Annotated in this window: 16 protein-coding genes; 15 read left to right on the forward strand and 1 reads right to left on the reverse strand. The window is 37.3% G+C overall.

The annotated features are described in order from the left end of the window. The first annotated feature begins 81 nt into the window (after nucleotides 1-81). From rpsB to HCJ55_RS05635, 11 genes are all read left to right on the forward strand, one after another. Nucleotides 82-831, forward strand: coding sequence for a 30S ribosomal protein S2 (rpsB, locus tag HCJ55_RS05585; RefSeq protein ID WP_003723971.1), 750 nt, complete (start codon nucleotides 82-84; stop codon nucleotides 829-831). Between the two features lie 79 nt (nucleotides 832-910). Then, nucleotides 911-1795: a translation elongation factor Ts gene (gene tsf / locus HCJ55_RS05590; RefSeq protein ID WP_008948017.1), complete on the forward strand. Its 885-nt coding sequence runs from the start codon at nucleotides 911-913 to the stop codon at nucleotides 1793-1795. A gap of 1019 nt (nucleotides 1796-2814) precedes the next feature. Continuing rightward, on the forward strand, nucleotides 2815-3033 hold the full coding sequence (locus HCJ55_RS05595; RefSeq protein WP_008948016.1) for a hypothetical protein: 219 nt from the start codon (nucleotides 2815-2817) through the stop codon (nucleotides 3031-3033). Nucleotides 3034-3136: 103 nt separating this feature from the next. Next, nucleotides 3137-3376: a hypothetical protein gene (locus HCJ55_RS05600; RefSeq protein WP_185502352.1), complete on the forward strand. Its 240-nt coding sequence runs from the start codon at nucleotides 3137-3139 to the stop codon at nucleotides 3374-3376. Between the two features lie 636 nt (nucleotides 3377-4012). Next, nucleotides 4013-4507 (forward strand): matrixin family metalloprotease, encoded by a 495-nt coding sequence (locus tag HCJ55_RS05605; protein WP_185502351.1) that lies wholly within the window; start codon nucleotides 4013-4015, stop codon nucleotides 4505-4507. Nucleotides 4508-4522: 15 nt separating this feature from the next. Continuing rightward, the gene (locus tag HCJ55_RS05610) at nucleotides 4523-5143 is read left to right on the forward strand and encodes a cell surface protein (protein ID WP_185481491.1); all 621 of its coding nucleotides are present in this window, start codon (nucleotides 4523-4525) and stop codon (nucleotides 5141-5143) included. A gap of 372 nt (nucleotides 5144-5515) precedes the next feature. Continuing rightward, on the forward strand, nucleotides 5516-7285 hold the full coding sequence (locus tag HCJ55_RS05615; protein WP_185517397.1) for an ABC transporter ATP-binding protein: 1770 nt from the start codon (nucleotides 5516-5518) through the stop codon (nucleotides 7283-7285). Then, the gene (locus tag HCJ55_RS05620; protein WP_185506966.1) at nucleotides 7269-9074 is read left to right on the forward strand and encodes an ABC transporter ATP-binding protein; all 1806 of its coding nucleotides are present in this window, start codon (nucleotides 7269-7271) and stop codon (nucleotides 9072-9074) included. Before HCJ55_RS05615 ends, HCJ55_RS05620 begins: the two co-directional genes overlap by 17 nt. 80 nt (nucleotides 9075-9154) lie before the next feature. Continuing rightward, nucleotides 9155-9643 (forward strand): CcdC family protein, encoded by a 489-nt coding sequence (locus tag HCJ55_RS05625; protein WP_185517399.1) that lies wholly within the window; start codon nucleotides 9155-9157, stop codon nucleotides 9641-9643. A 174-nt stretch (nucleotides 9644-9817) separates the two neighbouring features. After that, a complete protein-coding gene (locus tag HCJ55_RS05630; RefSeq protein WP_185481487.1) occupies nucleotides 9818-10333 on the forward strand; it encodes a hypothetical protein in 516 nt (171 codons plus the stop codon). Nucleotides 10334-10520: 187 nt separating this feature from the next. After that, nucleotides 10521-10874: a DUF4259 domain-containing protein gene (locus HCJ55_RS05635; RefSeq protein WP_008948010.1), complete on the forward strand. Its 354-nt coding sequence runs from the start codon at nucleotides 10521-10523 to the stop codon at nucleotides 10872-10874. A gap of 61 nt (nucleotides 10875-10935) precedes the next feature. On the opposite strand, the gene HCJ55_RS05640 is transcribed toward HCJ55_RS05635, so the two are convergent. Further along, entirely contained in the window at nucleotides 10936-11544 is a 609-nt protein-coding gene (locus HCJ55_RS05640) for a lysophospholipid acyltransferase family protein (protein WP_008948009.1), read from the reverse strand. A 115-nt stretch (nucleotides 11545-11659) separates the two neighbouring features. Here HCJ55_RS05640 and HCJ55_RS05645 point away from each other — a divergent pair, with 115 nt between their 5' ends. The 4 genes from HCJ55_RS05645 to HCJ55_RS05660 all read left to right on the forward strand — a co-directional run bounded on the left by HCJ55_RS05645 (nucleotide 11660) and on the right by HCJ55_RS05660 (nucleotide 19577). Beyond that, nucleotides 11660-12784: an exonuclease SbcCD subunit D gene (locus HCJ55_RS05645; RefSeq protein WP_185506967.1), complete on the forward strand. Its 1125-nt coding sequence runs from the start codon at nucleotides 11660-11662 to the stop codon at nucleotides 12782-12784. Continuing rightward, on the forward strand, nucleotides 12781-15852 hold the full coding sequence (locus tag HCJ55_RS05650) for an AAA family ATPase (RefSeq protein ID WP_185517401.1): 3072 nt from the start codon (nucleotides 12781-12783) through the stop codon (nucleotides 15850-15852). Before HCJ55_RS05645 ends, HCJ55_RS05650 begins: the two co-directional genes overlap by 4 nt. A gap of 84 nt (nucleotides 15853-15936) precedes the next feature. Next, nucleotides 15937-19155, forward strand: coding sequence for a DEAD/DEAH box helicase (locus HCJ55_RS05655; protein WP_185517403.1), 3219 nt, complete (start codon nucleotides 15937-15939; stop codon nucleotides 19153-19155). Continuing rightward, nucleotides 19155-19577: a general stress protein gene (locus HCJ55_RS05660; RefSeq protein WP_008948005.1), complete on the forward strand. Its 423-nt coding sequence runs from the start codon at nucleotides 19155-19157 to the stop codon at nucleotides 19575-19577. Before HCJ55_RS05655 ends, HCJ55_RS05660 begins: the two co-directional genes overlap by 1 nt. The last annotated feature ends 10 nt before the right edge of the window (nucleotides 19578-19587 follow it).

Genomic DNA, 19587 nt, shown 5'->3' on the forward strand with positions numbered 1-19587 from the left:
GTTCGCTTAAGTTTTTCAGCTGGTTGATCCATGCGGAGGGCGGTTATCCGCAAAAAATAAACCAATAGGAGGGAATAACACATGCCTGTTATTTCAATGAAACAATTACTCGAAGCAGGAGTTCACTTCGGCCACCAAACTCGCCGTTGGAACCCAAAAATGAAGAAATATATCTTCACAGAAAGAAATGGTATTTATATCATTGACCTACAAAAAACAGTGAAAAAAGTAGACGAAGCTTTCAACTTCATGCGTGAAGTAGCTAGCGACAACGGAACTATCCTGTTCGTAGGAACTAAAAAACAAGCTCAAGAATCCGTTCGCGACGAAGCTATCCGTTCTGGACAATATTTCGTGAATCATCGTTGGTTAGGTGGTACTTTAACTAACTTTGAAACTATTCAAAAACGTATTCAACACCTTAAAAAAATCGAAAGAATGGAAGCAGATGGAACTTTTGAAGTCCTTCCTAAAAAAGAAGTTGTCCTTCTTAAAAAAGAACAAGAAAAATTAGAACGCTTCTTAGGCGGAATCAAAGACATGAAAGGTCTTCCTGATGCATTATTCATCGTTGACCCACGCAAAGAACGTATTGCGGTTGCAGAAGCTCGTAAACTTCATATTCCTATCATCGGTATTGTTGATACAAACTGTGATCCGGATGAAATCGACTACGTAATCCCTGCAAATGATGACGCTATCCGCGCGGTTAAATTATTAACTGCTAAAATGGCTGACGCTATCATTGAAGTGAACCAAGGGGAAGAGTTAACGGAAGCGGAAGTTGCTCCTGTAGAAGAAAAAGCTACAGAAGAAACTACTGAAGCATAAGATTTTATTTGAAACTTTCAAGGTGATAAGGCACTATTCTTATCACCTTTTTTAAAGAGAAAAATTGGAGGGAAAATAAATGGCTAATATTACAGCTCAAATGGTAAAAGAATTACGTGAAAAAACTGGTGCTGGTATGATGGATTGTAAAAAAGCACTTGTAGAAACAGAAGGAGATATGGAAAAAGCAATTGACTATCTTCGTGAAAAAGGAATCGCTAAAGCTGCGAAAAAATCTGACCGTGTAGCTTCTGAAGGTATGACTCATGTAATCAGCAATGAAAAACATGCAGTAGTACTAGAAGTAAATGCTGAAACAGATTTCGTTGCTAAAAACGATAACTTCCAACAATTAGTTGACGCTTTAGCTAAACAAATTCTTGCAGTACGTCCAGATAGCTTAGAAGACGCACTTAAAACAGAAATGCCTAATGGCCAAACTGTTCAAGATTACATCACTGAAGCAATTACAAAAATCGGTGAAAACATTTCCCTTCGTCGTTTTGAAGTAAAAGAAAAAGCGGACAACTCTGCTTTCGGCGAATACATCCACATGAACGGACGTATTGGTGTTCTTACACTTCTTGAAGGAACTACTGATGCTACAGTTGCAAAAGATGTTGCTATGCATATCGCTGCAATCAACCCTAAATACATTTCTCGTGAAGATGTTTCTTCTGAAGAAGTTGCACACGAAAAAGAAGTATTAACTCAACAAGCATTAAACGAAGGCAAACCAGCTAATATCGTTGAAAAAATGGTAGAAGGCCGTTTGAAAAAATATCTAAGCGAAATTTCCTTAGAAGACCAACCTTTCGTTAAAAACCCAGACATCACTGTAGGCGACTACGTGAAACAAAGCGGTGGTAAAGTTGTATCATTCGTACGTTTCGAAGTAGGCGAAGGAATCGAGAAAAAAGAAGATAACTTTGTTGAAGAAGTAATGAGCCAAGTGAAAAAATAAGTCAATTTTAAATTGATTACTAAAACCCCGCATTTTCTTAGGAAATGTGGGGTTTTTCTTTGGAAATATTTTACGTACACTTTTGCTAGAGTCAATAATTTTAAGATTTAGTGAATACTTATACTTCATTATTCACTTATTATTAATTAAAAATGATAAATAATTAAATAATTTCGCGATTTTAACAAATGTAATAACATAAATTTCGAGCGAATATGAACTTTTTGTGAAGCGTTGGGAAAATAGTGCATAAATTATGAATAAGAACGGATGATTTGTATTATTTTGTGATTAAAAACACAATGATACTCATTTTGTGTAAGAATAAACCTAAATAAATCTTATTTTTAGTCGTTCGCGACAAGAATCGGACATTTCATTACATTTTTGGTTATACATTCTTTTTTTATGCTAAATTATATTTGTGATAAATAGCACTCATATCGTTGAACATTAAATTTATGAAGGATGTGGATAGTAAATGAAAAAAGTGAAGATGGAAAAATGGCTTATAGGAGTATATGTGCTTACTGTAATATCTTGTATATGTATATATTTTGCAACAGGCTTTCTAATTATGTTGGCATGTGCTTTTATATCACTTTTAGGTACAGCGTTCCAAACTTTAAGATACAGCAATGCAAAGAAAGAAAATAACCATAGTTGAATTATGAAAGTTATTTTACTCAATCATTAAAATATTAAAATGGAAGTGTAGTTAATTTGATACTTGGAAATGTTTTTAGTTATTATGATACTTTATGGGTAATTATTGCTCCAATAATTTTAATACTACTACTTATTGCTTACATTCACAAAAGAAAAATAACAATAAAAAAGAAATAGCATACTTGCATGTTAAAATAACTTTTGACATGATATCTTGATTCTTTTGGAATTAAGTCAGAAAGTGGGCAAATAGAAATTTACCTCTTGATTTAAAGAACAATAGATGAAACTCGTGATATACTTAGATAGTACTGACACGAACTTCACCAACTATAAAGGAGAACTAACAGATGAGTAAATCTAAAGGAATTGAATACACATTTATAATTATCATGCTATTAGTTACATTCGCCTCTTCGATAATCAATGAGAGTCTGACTTGGCCAATTCTCATTTTAGGCTGTTTGATTCATGCTTTTTGTATGGCAGATAAGAAAGATGTTTTGCGCGTGGATTTAGTTATTATCGCTATTCTGGTATTACTCAATAATTTCGATCCGTACAAATAATACTTTTTAGTCATGTAGTTTTTCCTTGCTAAAAATGGTTTAACATCCATCTTTTTTTTGCTATACTTGAGAAAGAGAATATTAACGACAAAGGGAGAGCAACATGAAAAAAATCATCAAGATAGTTTTAATTGGTTTATTTATGCTATTTTTACTAAATAGTTTGTGGACGATGATACAGACAAAAGAAGGAATGAGTTCACCGCTTTGGTTACAATTGCTTTATTTGCTTATTTATGCAGTTTCAGCATTTGCTACCTATAAGGAAAAATGGTATGGATTCTTCGTGGCATTTGTATTCGGTATAGTCGTTATGGTAGTGAGTATTATCATTAGTATATAGCTAAAAACCTCGATAATAGATCGAGGTTTTTTTATTTATCAAAGTTTAATATACCATTGGTGAATATTTATGCGCTGTAAATATAATATTTTATATGTTTTAGGAGTTAACAGTATTAAATATTGAGGCGCTATTACCGGATTATGAACATTTAGTGAAGTCTTACAAATCTGATGTATAAAAAAGAAAAAAACACTCTAAAATGAGTGGAAATGCTGACATTCAGTAACTTTTAGCTCAAAAAGAGTAATAATGATTATAATTAAGAACGATTTTAAGTCATTCGCGACGTAAAACAGGCATTTCATTACATTTTTGGTTATACAGTGGAAATTCATGGTACAATTTTTTTGTACGAGACTAAACTTATGCTCTCAAGTGAACATGTTATTTACTAAGTGATAACAATAGGTTGTTCAATGCAATTCCTATTTTTATGATAAATTCAAAAAGAGAGGGGAGCAAGAAAACGAGCAGGAAGTTAGTGCTATCTTTTTAGCAATCAGAACTGGGTTAGACGAAGATGAAGAAAACTGTATTCAAAGGGAAGAATGTTAAAAATAATTTTATTTTTAATAGGATATGTATACGGTTTCATTTAATTAAACAATTACTTACAAAGAGGGGCGACACAGAATGAAGAAAATAGTAACATTGTTAGTAGCATTTGTATGTTTATGGACGGTTTTCCTTCCAGGACAAGAAGCGAGTGCGGCCGCAAAAATCAATGGTTGGGATCTAGTGGATTCTAGCAAACACATGGATTACTCCGGAAATTCAAAATATATGTCTTTTATTAGAAGTGGAGCTAACACATGGAATGCTTATAAAAAAGGTGTAATTAGACCAGCATCTGCAACGAATAAATCTGATGTATACTGTAGTGATATTTCAGCAAATAACAATATCAATGCAACGACTTACAGCAATGGGAAAATCACGTTTAACAAGAAAAATATGGATAAAAAGAATAACGCTGGGAAACAAAATGTGGCTACACATGAACTAGGACATGGTTTACGATTAGCTCATAATGCAGCTTCGGACGTTATGTATCAGTATAGTACGTCGAAAACAACTTTATCCACAAATGATAAAATATCGTATGACGCAGCATATAAAAAATATTAAAAAGGGGTACTTACATTGAAAAAAACAACTATGGGAATTATTGCTTCAGTGGTTAGTATTTTAGGCGTCGGCTGTTTCTTAACAGTAAATACGTATGCCGAAAAAGCAGAACCAAAGAAAAAAGACGTACCAACTTATGCCATCTTTTCCGATTATACACTTGATGTAGATAATCCAAATGAAGTCGTTGGTGACGCTGATTATGTTTTTGTAGGGAAAGTTACAGAAGAAACAGGAACTGCATATAAAAATAAAACACCAATCGAACAAGAAGATGGTTCGATAGCATATATTGGTGAGGCGTATACAAATTATAAAGTAGAAGTAATTACTAATTTAAAAAATGAATTAACAGTTAATAAAGAAATTTCACTTGAAAAACAAGGTGGTATTCGTGAAGACGGATCTGCTTATGACGTATTTGAAGATGACCAACTGCCGGAAGTAGGCAAAGTTTACATCTTCACTGCATATATACAAGACGATGGCTCCTTGCTTGTAGCGGGCGGGAACTCGACTATTTCCTTCGATGAGAAGACGAAAAATATTGATACGGAAAAAGAAGTTATCAAAACAGAAGAATTTGAGCTGTATGAAGAAGCGGTGGAAAATCAAGTAGTTCCAGAAGAAAAATAAGAAGAAAGCATAACGATATGTACGATAATCGTTATGCTTTTATTTTGCGTAATAAAAATAATTTTTAAACAATTTGCAATTATTTGTTGCGCTTTCAAAAAAAATCGGTTAAACTAATAACGTTGCATAATAAAACAAAGGAGGAATGGACGATGAATAATTATATAAAGACTTCAAACAAGGCATTATTGCGCTTAAAAATAGAATTTATTTCACCGGACCATTTCAGGGACAAGGGAGCTCTCCTTTAATTTGGTTTTATTTTATACAAAGTGGTGACAAATAAATATATTTTTTCGGGTAATAATGGGCAGAAATAGGTCCATTATTTTTATTTGTCCAATTTTAAGGAAAAAAGGGAGGGATTGTTGTTTGAAAATATATAAAGCATTAGGCTGGTTTTTTAAAGAAAATTGGAAATCTTATGCATTTGGAGTAACGATTTTGTTTACGATTGCGCTTTTGCAGTTGGTTCCACCGCAAATTATCGGTTATACGGTAGATGCCGTGACGAACGACTCACTGACAAAAGATAAATTGATTAAATGGATGGTTATTCTCATTGTGGCAGCGATTCTTGCATACGGTGGTCGCTACGTTTGGCGGATGTTGATTTTCGGTTCTGATAATAAATTACAACGAACATTACGCTTACGTTTATTTGAACATTTTACGAAGATGTCACCATTTTTCTTCCAACGGTATCGTACGGGAGATTTAATGGCACATGCAACAAATGATATTACCGCGATTCAACAAGTAGCGGGAATCGGTGTCTTGACTTTATCAGACTCGGTTTTAACAGGTGGAACAGTCATTGCGACAATGGCGATTACGATTGATTGGCGGCTAACCCTGATTGCGTTACTACCGATGCCGTTTATGGTACTCGGAAGTTCGATTCTAGGTAAAAAGCTACATGACCGTTTCCACGGGGCACAAGCAGCTTTTTCGATGCTAAATGATAAAACACAAGAAAGTATTTCCGGAATTAAAGTCACTAGGACATTTGGGCAAGAGAAAGAAGATATTCAAGATTTTGCGAAACAAACCAAAGAAGTCGTTCAGAAAAATATTTCTGTTGCAAAAGTGGATGCGATGTTCGACCCGATGATTTCGATTATTGTAGGGATTTCATTTGTACTTTCCCTTGGTTTCGGTGCGAAATTTGTTGTGGATGGGGAGTTGACTATTGGGCAAGTGATTGCTTTTTCGAACTACTTATTCCTATTGATTTGGCCGATGTTAGCATTTGGATTCTTATACAATATTATCCAGCGCGGGAATGCGTCTTATGACCGTGTGCAACACTTACTTGCAGAAAAGGAAGATGTGCTTGATTATGACGGCGCAATCGACACGGTTCCTGTTGGTGACTTACAAGTAGAACTGGACCAATTTACGTATCCAGATGAAACTGAACCAGTCTTGTCTGATATTCATTTTGAATTGAAAGCTGGCGAAACATTAGGGATTGTTGGTCGAACTGGTTCTGGGAAAACATCCTTATTAAAACTTTTAATGCGTGAATATGATACGTATGAGGGCAAAATTGCTTTCGCTGATGTGAAAATTCAAGATTACACGGTTCGAGCGTTAAGAGAAGCGATTGGTTATGTGCCACAGGATCAATTTTTATTTTCGACAACAGTTCGAGATAATATTCGTTTTGGGAAACCAGACGCACCTCAAGAAGAAGTGAGCAATATCGCGCAACTCGTTTCTGTCGATGAAGATATTCTTGGTTTTGAAAATGGCTATGATACAGTTGTTGGTGAGCGTGGGGTTTCACTTTCTGGTGGTCAAAAGCAGCGACTTGCAATTGCGCGGGCATTAATTATGAATCCGGAATTGCTGATTTTAGATGATGCGCTTTCGGCGGTTGATGCAAAAACAGAGGAACAAATTTTAGCTAATTTAAAAGAGAATCGTTCTGATAAAACGACGATTATTAGCGCACACAGACTTAGCTCTGTAGAACATGCGAATTTGATTATCGTGATTGACAAAGGGCGAATTGTGGAGCGGGGAACGCATATGGAACTTATGGCTTTAGATGGCTGGTATGCGGAAATGTTCCACGAGCAACAACTGGAGGAAGCGTTGGAAGAAGGGGGTGCGGCAGATGGAAGCGATGAATGAGCAAGATGAGATGTTAGTGATGTCCGGTAAAGAACATCGCGAAGTATTAAAACGAATGCTTAGTTATACGAAATATCATATTCCAAGTTTAATTTGGACTGGAGTGCTTGTTCTACTTGTAACGCTTGCGGATGTATTCGCGCCGATTTTGATTAAAATATTTTTGGATGATTATTTAACACCAATGAATTTAGAAATGCAGGCTTTGCTCATTCTTGGAGCTGGGTATTTGGGGCTGACGATTGGGAAATCAGTAGTTTGGTATTTTCAACTACTGTTCTTCCAAAAAATCGCGCTTGAAATTGTTCAACAAATGCGGATTGATATTTTTACGAAACTGCATTCGCTCGGCATGCGTTATTTTGATAAAACGCCTGCTGGGAGTATCGTTTCGCGTGTGACAAATGATACCGAAGCTGTGAAGGATATGTTTATTAACGTGCTTTCTACAGCGATTCAAAGTTTATTTATGCTTGTCGGGATTTATGCTGCGATGTTCGCGCTCAATGTGCAATTAGCGCTATATAGCTTGCTTTTATTCCCACTGATTGTCTTTATTATCTTCGTTTACCGGAAATATAGTTCGCAGTTTTACCGGGCACGAAGAGAAAAATTAAGCCAATTAAACGCAAAAATTGCTGAGTCAATTTCGGGCATGTCGATTGTGCAACAATTTAATCAAGAGCGTCGGTTAGTAAAAGAATTTGAGAAAATCAATAAAGATTACTATGACGTTGGTATGAAGAATATTAAGTTTAATGCGCTATTACTTGGGCCGGCAATTGATTTGATTTACGCACTTGCTGTTGTGATTATTCTTAGTTTCTTCGGGGCTGAGTCTTTAATCGGACCGGTAGCAATTGGGACGATTTATGCGTTTATTAGTTATTTTGACCGTTTTTTAGAAGCGATTTATAACGTGATGGAGCGGCTTGCAATGTATCAAGAAGCGATTACAGCGGCATCGAGGGTATTTCGGATTATGGATGAAACCGAAGAAGTGCCAGCCCAATTAAATGATCCAGAAGCGAAAATTACGCGCGCAAAAATTGAGTTTAAAGATGTTTCGTTTGCTTATGAAGGCGGACGTGATGTGCTGAAAAACATTAGCTTTACGGCGGAACCTGGCCAAACGGTTGCACTTGTTGGTCATACGGGGAGCGGGAAAAGTTCGATTATCAATTTAATGATGCGTTTTTATGAATTTGAACGTGGTGATATTTTGATTGATGGTAAGTCGATTAAGTCGCACGAAATTGCTGAATTGCGCAAGAAAACGGGTCTAGTATTGCAAGATAGTTTTATGTTTTATGGCGATATTAATACCAATATTCGGTTGTATAATAAAAATATTACCGATGAACAAATTGTGGATGCCGCGAAATTTGTTCAAGCAGATGGTTTTATTCAAACGTTATCAGATCAATATAAACATAAAGTAATCGAGCGGGGCGCTTCATTTTCAAGTGGACAGAGACAACTGATTTCGTTTGCTAGAACGGTTGTAACGAATCCGCAAATTCTCGTGTTAGACGAAGCAACGGCGAATATTGATACAGAAACAGAAAGCTTAATTCAAACGGGGTTAAAACGAATGAGAGAAGGACGTACGACGATTGCGATTGCGCATCGACTTTCGACAATTAAGGATGCCGATTTAATTTTAGTTTTATCCAAAGGAAGAATTATTGAGCGTGGTACACATGACAGTTTGATTGCAGAACAAGGGGTGTATCATTCGATGTATCAATTACAAAATAGCGGAATGGATTTAGACGAAGCGCTTTAAGCAGAGAAGTTTATTTCAAACGGTAAAAGGAATATAATGAGGAGCGAAGTGTTACAGCAGATTAGTAGGGGGAATTAAAAGTGTCATTAATCATTTCAATTATCATTACACTTGTTTTTGGGGCTGGAATAATCATGATTCGAATGAAAGCATCGACGCGTCCAGCAAGTGTGAAAGGGATTATCATACCGCCAATTATGATGTCAACAGGCGCTCTTATGTTTGTTATTCCTTTTTTCCGTGTGTCGTGGGTAGATATTTTAGAAGCTATTGCAATGGGGCTTGTGTTTTCGGTTATTTTAATTTGGACAACGAAATTCGAAGTTCGTCATAAGTACGTATTTATTAAACGCACAAAAGCTTTTCCAGTTATTTTGATGGGATTACTACTGATTCGGATTTTTATTAAGTACTGGATTAGTGGTAGTTTAGAAGTAGGCGAGTTGTCTGGAATGTTCTGGATAATGGCGTTTGCAATGATTGTACCGTGGCGAATTGTGATGTATTTCCAATATAAAAATACCGAAAAAGAGCTTAGTAAAATAGAAGTAAGCGGAGAGTATGAATAATAGTGAAAGCATTTTCCAAAACAGCTTGAATTATTCCATATGAATAGCTTATAATGAATAATGTTACATCGTGAGTAATGTTAACTTGCCGGATGGGTGAAGCATATCCGAGACTGACGCGGCCAGTTACAAAAGGGCTTCCGAGTTTGGCTTGAAAAAAAGGAGGACATCATCTTGAAAAAATGGTTATTAGTTGTTTTAACTTTAGCATTAGGATTGTCACTTGCGGCATGTTCTGGTTCTAGTAGTTCAGACAAAAAAGAAGACACAAGCAAAGAAACAACAAGCGATAAAGACAACGTATTAAATTATTACATGGACTTAGTAAACGTTATTAATGAAAACAATGGCGATTACAACGCTTATGTAGGAGCAGTTGGCGCAGATCCTAAACCAGCTGAAGCAGACCTTGCAGCTCTTGCAAAACCAGCTAGTGAATCAGCACTAAAAGTATCTGAAGCACTTGCTAGCGAAAAAACACCTGACCTTGGTAAATACACAGATGATTTCAAAGCAGCTGTGAAACAATTAAGTGATGCTTATAAATTAGAAGCAGACGCACTTAAAGCTAGTGGTCGTGATACAACTAAAGCAGACGAAGCAATGGCAAAAGCGGACGAAGCAATTGCTAGCGTATTAAAAGATGCAGGACTTAATCCTTCAAGCATCACAACTGATACAGCTTCCTGATAATAAAGAAACCGAAATAAAAGACTATCAATTGAAAAGATAAAAGTAAAACATAATGTGTATTGCCATAAAAATGCGATATAACATTTGCTTGCTATTTTTCAGTTAAAAGCCCTTTTATTTCGGTTTTTTTGTTTAAGAAATGCTACTTAATAGGTGAAATAAAGTAATATAGAGGTGAATTGCAATGGGCGCTTGGGGTTCTGAGCCTTGGGATAGTGATGAAGCGGCAGATTGGTTTGGGGAGTTTATGAAACATGTGGATATCGATTTTATCATCCAGACTGTAGAAGAAGTTGAAAATAATGAATATGATTATGATCGAATTAGAGCGGTTTCATATATAGTAGAAACACTTGGGAAATCGTATATTTGGCCAGTTGACTACTATGCTGATTTAGATAAAATAGTCGAGAAACTAATTAATTTATTAACGTTAATGATTGAACCAGATTCTGATTTTTTAGATATGTGGGGAAATAATCCTGAAATTATAATAGCTGTGCAAAAACAAATAGATGCCCTAAAAAAAAGACTGTAAAGAAAATAAATTTTACTTTCCTTACAGTCTGAGACAGTTTCTAAAAAGAAACTGTCTTTTTTTATTTGTTTTTTGTTTGATTAATTTCGTTTTGAAGCTGTTCGAAAGTGTTCATTAGTTCTTGAGATTTAACTTCTAGTAGCTCTTTTTGGTCAAGTTCGGTATCATTGAATAGTACCGGATCGCCAAAACGAATAATAATCTTTTTACGTTTTAAAATTTCTCCAAATGTTTTTGGTCCATCATAAACAGCGGGTAGCATAGGAACTTTTGCTTTATGAGCGATTGTTACAGCACCGCGTTTTAAATGAAGGTTGGTTGTTTTTCGTGTACCACTCGGGAAAATCCCAACTACTTTGCCAGCTTTTAGCATCCGGATTGGCGCTTTAATGGCGCTTGGTCCCGGGTTATCACGGTTGACTGGAAAGGCGTTAAGGTGTGTCATTAGCCAGTTAAGGAATTTACCTTTGAATAGCTCTTGTTTGGCCATATAATGCACTGGTGTTGGCGATAGGGCGAAACCGAGGTATAGAATTTCAATCCATGACGTATGCGTGGAAACAACCACATAAGGCGCTTCAATGATTTTGTCTTTGTTTTGTACTTGAAATCGTCCACCAATAATAATTAAAATAAAATGAACGAGGTTTTTTGCGAAATGATAAAACAACTTCTTCACTCCCAGTATTGCTAGTTATTTTTTTAAACTATATCTAGTATACTTAAAATTGACGAGTTTTGCATTAAAAATAAATAATCTCCGGGAAAAAGAAAAGAGGAAACCAATGAAATTTTTACATACAGCCGATTTGCATTTAGGGAAAATTGTATCTGGCATGTCGATGCTTGCGGAACAAAAGTACATTTTGGCGCAAATAACGAAGATTGCCGAGGAAGAGCAAGTAGATGCACTTATTTTGGCGGGAGACTTATATGACCGCGCTGTGCCGCCTGCTGATGCGGTGAAAGTATTAAATGATATTTTAGTGAAATGGAATGTCGAACTTGGTATTCCGATTTTTGCGATTAGCGGAAACCATGATAGTGCTGAGCGACTTGCGTTTGGTAGTCAGTGGTATGAAAGTAGCAAGTTATATATGAAAGGGAAATGTACTTCGGAGTTTGAAGGAATTCCTTTTATGGATGCGGAAGTTTGGCTTGTACCATATCATGAACCAGCAATTATTCGGGAGGTTTTTGCGGATAATTCCATTCGTAGTTTTGAAGACGCTATGCAAGCCGTGACGAAACAAATTCGTTCTAAATGGGATCCAAGTAAGGCGCAGATTTTGGTTGGACATGCGTTCGTTTCTGGCGGAATTCCGAGTGATTCCGAGCGTCAACTAGCGATTGGGAATGTCGATCGTGTTTCGACAAATTGTTTTGACGGTTTTACTTATACCGCGCTTGGTCATTTGCACCACCCGCATGCGATTCGCCATCCATCTATTTTTTACAGTGGTTCGCCTTTGAAATATTCTTTTTCAGAAGCAAATGATCATAAAAGCGTCCGGATTGTGGAAATGGAAGGCAAAGAGCTAGTTAGTGTGACAGAACGCTTTCTAACGCCAAAACATGATATGCGGATTATTTCTGGAACCCTCGCGGAACTGACGGAAAACTTAGTAGAAAATCCCGATGATTTCTTCCAAGTTAATTTAATGGATGAAGGTGCTTTGATTGACCCAATGGGGAAACTGCGCCAATTTTATCCAAACATTTTACATTTAGAACGTAAAAAACAGACCTTAAAAGAAACGCAAGATAGCTTTGAAGAAATTATGAAAAAAGATGATTTGGAGTTATTTGGGCAATTTTTTGAACATGTAAATGGAACAGAATTAACGGAAACGCAAAAACAAAAGTTAGCGGACGTTTTCGAACAAGCAAGGAAGGAGGATGCTGAATGAGACCGATTAAATTAACGATGCAAGCTTTTGGAGCTTATGCAAAAAAAGAAGTGATTGACTTTGAAAAACTGGGAACGGAACAAATTTTTGTGATTTCTGGTAAAACTGGTGCGGGGAAATCGACCATTTTTGATGCGATTAGCTTTGCGATTTTTGGAAAAGCTAATACGTTTGATCGGGAAAGTTTTTCAATGCGTAGTCATTTTGCGACCGACAAAGAGGTAACCGAAGTAACGCTTGTTTTTAGATTGAAAGATAAGATTTACCAAATTAGCCGGATTCCACAGCAAGAAATTGCGAAACAACGCGGGAACGGAACGACTACCTCGCCGCAAAAAGCAGAATTGTATGAGTTGATTGGCGACGAAATGAAGCTACTGGCGAGTTCGGTTCGCGATGTAAATACAAAAATGGAAGAATTAATTCAACTTAATGTGGATCAGTTTAGACAAATTTTGATGATTCCACAAGGAGAATTTAGAGAATTACTCGTATCAGATAGTAAAGAAAAAGAAGTGATTTTACAACGGTTAGCGCATACTGTTTACTATGAAAAAGTCGAAAATTTACTATGGGAAAAACAAAAAGAAGCAGAGATTTTAGTTGTAGAAGCGCGCAAAAAAGTGGCAGAGCTTGCGGAACTAAGTTTACCGGGTGTTGAGGTAGCTGGGAAGACGACGAGTGAAATCAGTGTTTTGCAAACCGAAGCAATGCAGAGAGAACAAGCGATTTTAGTAGAATTAGAAACAGAATTGAGCGTTATTCGCAAACAAACCAGTGAGGCTGTCGAAAAAGTTACGCTTGCGAAAGAACAATTGCTTGATTGGCAAAATTTAGATGCATATACAGCAGAAGTAGCTAAATTGGAAACAGAAAAGGATTTTTATCAAGCGATAGAAGTGCGGATAGAAGCGGCGAAAAGAGCGAGTAATTTGCGTTCTCAAGATGCCCTTTGTATTCGTTTGAAAGAACAATTGGAAGCGGCAGAAAAAAACGAAAAACAAGTGGCGATCGAGGCGGAGCGGGTAGCAAGTCAATTTTCACATGCCAAAAAACAAAAAGAAACGCTGGCAGAAAAAGAAGCTGAACTTGAGGCTAACAAACGTACGCTGTTTCAACTGGAAGAAATGGAACCGAAAATTATTGAACTAGAAGCGGTGACCATCCAAAAAAGACGCGCTGAACTGGACTGGAAAGAAGCAACCAGTCATTTAGAAAAAGTGGTGAAAAGTGAGCAAGAAATCATTGCAGAAATGCAGGTGATGGAAGCGAAGTTAGCAGAAGTAAATCAAGCAGAACTCGCCAATTTAGAAGCAATTAATGAGCGAACAACAATCGAAACAAGCATCGAAAAAAATCAAGAATTAGTTAATAAGCGGGTGAAAATGGCCGGTTGGGACAAGCAGAAGCAAGTAGAAGAACAAACGCTAGCCGAGCTGCTAACTGAGAAGACTGAAATAGAAACAACCATTAAACGCGAAGAACTAAAACGACAACAAGAACAAGCAGCCACACTTGCGCTGCATTTGCATGACGGCGATGCTTGCCCGGTCTGTGGCTCGGTGTCACATCCAGAACTCGCGAAATTTGGGGAATCTGCCAATCTCGAAACACTTGAAGTAGCCAGTGCAAAACTAAACGAAAAACAACAAGCGATTCATTCAGCTGAAAAATCCATTAGCCAATTCGAATGGCAACTAAATGAATGGGCTGAAATTGCTGATGTGAATTTAGCCGAAGTCGAACAAACATTAGCTGAAAACATCCAACAAGCAAAAAATCTAACAGCACAAATAGAAACACTGCAAGCCAAAGTAGCGCAAAAAGAAACTATTCAAGCGACACTGGAAACATTAAAAATTAACCAAAATAAAGCAGAAATAGAAAAAAATAATATTGCCGTGCAAGTAGAAAACTTACATCAGCAAGTCCAACTAGCTGCCGGGAAATTAAACTATTTAGAACAATCTATCCCAGCAGATTTACGAGATAAAGCCGTTTTTGAGCATAAGAAAAACGAATTAAACACCAGTATTCAAACACACATTGAGCAGGCCGAGCGAGTTGATGCGGCATTTAGACAAGCCGAAAAAGCAACAACCCAACTAGAATCGACCTTAGAATCCGCGCAAAAAACCATTTTGAGCGCACAAGAAGCATTACAAGAACAACGCGAAATTTTTAAAACAGCGATGAAACAAAATGATTTTTCGTCCTATGATGTCTATAAACAAGCACTAATGTCCGCCGAAGAACTAAAGAGCCAAGAAGAACAACTGGCCGACTTTGAACGAAAACGTCATTTAGCCATCTCGCGTCAAGCGGATTTAACAGAGAAACTTAAAGATAAACAAAAGCCGAATATCGAACAACTAGAATTCGTAATGCGCGAAAAACAACAACAACTCGGTCAATCAGAAGAAAATACAATCAAGCAACGCGAATTTGTGACTAAACGTAAAGAACTGATTGAAAACTATCAAAATAGTATTCAATCCGTCGAAAAAGCCGAAGCAAACTATGCGGATATCGGGTTACTCGCAGACGCAGCCCGTGGGAAAAATGCCCGCCGCCTAACCTTTGAACGCTACATTTTAGCCATGTTCTTAGATACCATCATTCACCGAGCAAATCACCGTTTATCGAAAATGACGAGCGGACGTTTTGAACTACAACGAAAAACGGAAAAAGCAAAAGGAAACGTCCAAAGTGGCTTAGAACTTGAAGTTTTTGACGAATACACCGGACTAACACGCCACGTAAAAACACTTTCGGGGGGAGAAAGCTTTAAAACATCGCTAGCGCTTGCTTTATCACTTGCAGAAGTAGTCCAAGAAATGGCGGGCGGGATTTCGCTGGAAACGATGTTTATTGATGAAGGATTCGGCACACTAGACCCAGAATCACTCGAAGCTGCGGTGGAATGTTTACTTGAAACACAAGAAAATGGGCGCCTAGTTGGAATCATTTCCCATGTGCCAGAACTAAAAGAACGAATTTCAGCAAGGCTCGAAGTAACGGCGACAAATCACGGAAGTACCACTAAATTTATTACCACTAGTAGCTAAAAGACCGCATGCGTTGCCGTCCCTCGTCTTTTCCTATATAATAGTAGTTTAGAGTAATGGACGGTTTTTGGGAGGAAGAAAGTAATGGAGCACTTTACCGCAATTCAAAATAAAATGATTCCATATAGTGTGAAGCAGGCTGGAAAGAAACTGATGGAAGACGGAGAAATTATTCAGTTTCGTGAAAAGGATGCATCAGACCATTTTTCAACGTATTTTATTGATCAAAATGTCGTGGAAGATGCTGGTAATGAAAATTATGCGTGTAGCTGCGCCGATTTTCAGTTGAACGCGATTTGCAAACATATCTACGCCACGCATTTAAAAATGGAAAAAGAAAAACAAAAAGCAGCCAAACAAGATTTTAAAAATCGAATTCTCACGCAAGAATCAAATACGCTTCTTTCCCTTTTTCAACAAAATATGGCGCAACAATTTGAAGTGGAAGAGGATAATACGAATAAAACGCCACTTCAAACTCAATATATTATTCGCTTAAAACCGGATGATGCGAGTTATATTATGACGATTGAAGTGAAAGTAGGGACTGATCGGACCTATGTTGTCAAAAACATGAATACATTTTTAGCCGCAATTCGCGATCGACAGTGGCTCGTATTTACCAAGAATTTCGCTTATGATCCAAATGAGCATTTCTTTGCGGAAGAAGACAAACAAATTCTTGATAAACTACTGCAAATCAGTGAAATTGCCAAAATGTATGATACGGATTCTTTCTATTGGTCTAAATCTTACGCCGAAGAGAAAAACCTCACCATTCCACCGAGCATGGCGAGTGAGTTACTAGAACTTCTCACTGAACGCGATACGACGTGCATTATTATGAAAGAACGCGTGGAAGATATTAAATACCGCGGTATCAACGTGCGTCACGACAACCTTGATTTCATTTTTGAACTCAAAAAAAGCGCGGATGATAAATATCAATTAGAATTGGAAGACTTGCAGCAAGCAATCTTTTTCGAAGCTTACCAATTACTATTCTTTGACGGTACTTTCTTCATTCCAGCCAAAGAAGTATGGGAATCTTTAAAGCCATTAATCGAATTTCATAAAGTAACAAAAAATGAAATAGTCCAGTTTTCTGAATCGCAACTCAGCGAAGTCATTTCCTATGTTCTACCAGCTCTACAGAAAAGTGGGAAATTAAAACTGGATGATTCGATTGAAGACCGGATTACGCAGCAACCGCTTGATTGCAAATTATTTATTGCCCTCGAATATGGTGAGCATACGTTACGTCTGGAATATCATTATGGCAGCCAATTATTTGATCCATTTGCGACAACCGAAGAAGAAAATGAAAAAATCATGATTCGTGATGTCGAAAAAGAAGCCCGCGTAATGAATATTCTCGAAAGCGCACCCGTTCATTTTTCCGGAACAAAAATGGTCGTTAATAAACAAGAAAAGGATTTGTATCAATTTTACTATCGAACCATTCCAAAACTTGCTGAGTACGCGGAGATTTACATGGAAGACGGCTTAGAAGAAATGGTCGAAGAGAATGTCCGCCCAGTGACGACGCTGGATGTTTCTGGCGATAACGATTATCTTTCTGTTTCATTTGATTTCAAAGGGATTCCGGAAGAGGAAGTCCAAAATGTCCTCGAATCGTTGCGTGAAAAACGAAGCTATCACCGCCTTAAAAGTGGTCGTTTCTTATCACTCGAATCAGAGAACTATAAACAAATGGAAGACGTACTCCAAATGCTCGAAGTACGTAAAAAAGATGTCCAAGCAAATATGCAAGTGCCACTTTATCGTGGGATGCAAATTTATGATATTTTAGGAGCAGGAACGCAGGACGAACATCATAAGTTCAGCCGTTCGTTCCGTGAACTATTAACAGATATTACGACCCAATCCGAAGACAGCTTTACTTTACCAAAAGGTTTAAAAGCAGAGTTGCGCGATTATCAGCTAACTGGTTTTGAATGGATGAAATCACTTGCGAAATATAATCTAGGCGGAATTTTGGCGGATGATATGGGACTTGGGAAAACGGTGCAAACGATTAGCTTTTTGGCATCTGAGCTAGAAGATAATCCAAACTTAAAACCAGTCTTAATTATTACACCTGCCTCACTGCTATACAACTGGCAAAGCGAATTAGAAAAATTTGCGCCAGCTATTCCGGTGACCGTTTTACACGGGACGAAACAATCACGGATGGCCGAAATGGAAGAGATGAAGCGGGGCCATGTGTACTTGATTTCTTATCCATCATTACGCCAAGATATTGTGCATTTCGCGGATGTAGCCTTTTCGAGTGTTATTATCGACGAATCGCAAGCTATCAAGAACTACCATACGAAAGCTTCACAAGCTGTGCGCGCCCTGAAACGAAATCATGTTTTTGCACTCAGCGGAACGCCACTTGAAAATAGCATCGATGAATTATGGGCGATTTTCCAAACATTAATGCCAGGATTTTTCCCATCGTTACGCAAATTCAAAGAAATTCCTTACGACAATATCGCCAAAATGATTCGACCGTTCTTGTTGCGCAGATTAAAACAAGATGTAGTCAAAGAACTACCCGACAAAATCGAAACAAACTTGTATTCTGAATTGACCGATGAACAAAAAACCATTTACTTAGCTTATTTAGAAAAAATCCAAGCTGATTTAGAAGCGAGCAATGGTAATGCCGGGGAAGAACGAATCAAATTGCTCGCGGGATTAACTCGTTTACGACAAATTTGTTGCGATCCAAGCCTGTTTGTGGAAAATTATCAAGGTGAATCTGGTAAATTACTACAGTTATTTGATACAATACAGACAGCAAGAGAAAACGGTAAACGGATTCTGATTTTCTCCCAGTTTACGGGTATGCTTTCGATTATCCGCCAGAAACTAGAAGAAGATGGACAAACACTTTTCTATATGGATGGCAAAACACCATCGAAAACAAGACTAGATATGGTCAATGCCTTTAACGAAGGAGAGAATGATATTTTCTTAATCTCGCTAAAAGCTGGAGGAACCGGGCTCAACCTTGTTGGGGCAGACACCGTGATTTTATATGACTTATGGTGGAATCCGGCTGTAGAAGAACAAGCTACAGGACGGGCGCACCGAATCGGTCAAAAACGTGTCGTCCAAGTGTTCCGAATGATTACTAAAGGAACGATTGAAGAACGAATTTTTGATTTACAAAAGAAAAAACAAGCACTAGTGGATGAACTTATTCAGCCTGGGGAACAAATGCTAGGTAAATTAAGCACAGAAGAAATTAAACAAATACTACAATTGGATAATGGAAGGGATGACGAATAATGAAAAAGTGGGAAGTATTCGCAGTTCAAAATGTCGCGGCAGCAGAGGAAATTATCGACAAATTAGTAAGTGAGGGCTACGAAAAAGAAGACATTTCTGTTCTAGCTAAATCAAAACACAATAAAAACCTAGAAACATTAGCAGAAAAAGAAAACATCGAAATCGAGCGCCCTGTTAATGAAGAAGCATTCGGTATTATTTCTGGAATTCTGCAATCCCTAAGTGGCGCTATTGTGATTCCACAAGCCTACAATCCTAAATACGGCGCTTTATACGCAGCTGGTCCTTTTGCCAAATGGTTCTCTAAAACAGATGATAAATCTGTCAAAAAATTACTAGAAGACTTTGACTTAACAGAAGAACAAATAAATAAAATGGTTGAAAATTTACATGCAGATAACATCTTAATTTTTGCGAGATAATATCGGTGAA

Source organism: Listeria marthii, from assembly GCF_014227425.1.
In the GTDB taxonomy this organism is placed as follows: Bacteria; Bacillota; Bacilli; order Lactobacillales; family Listeriaceae; genus Listeria; species Listeria marthii.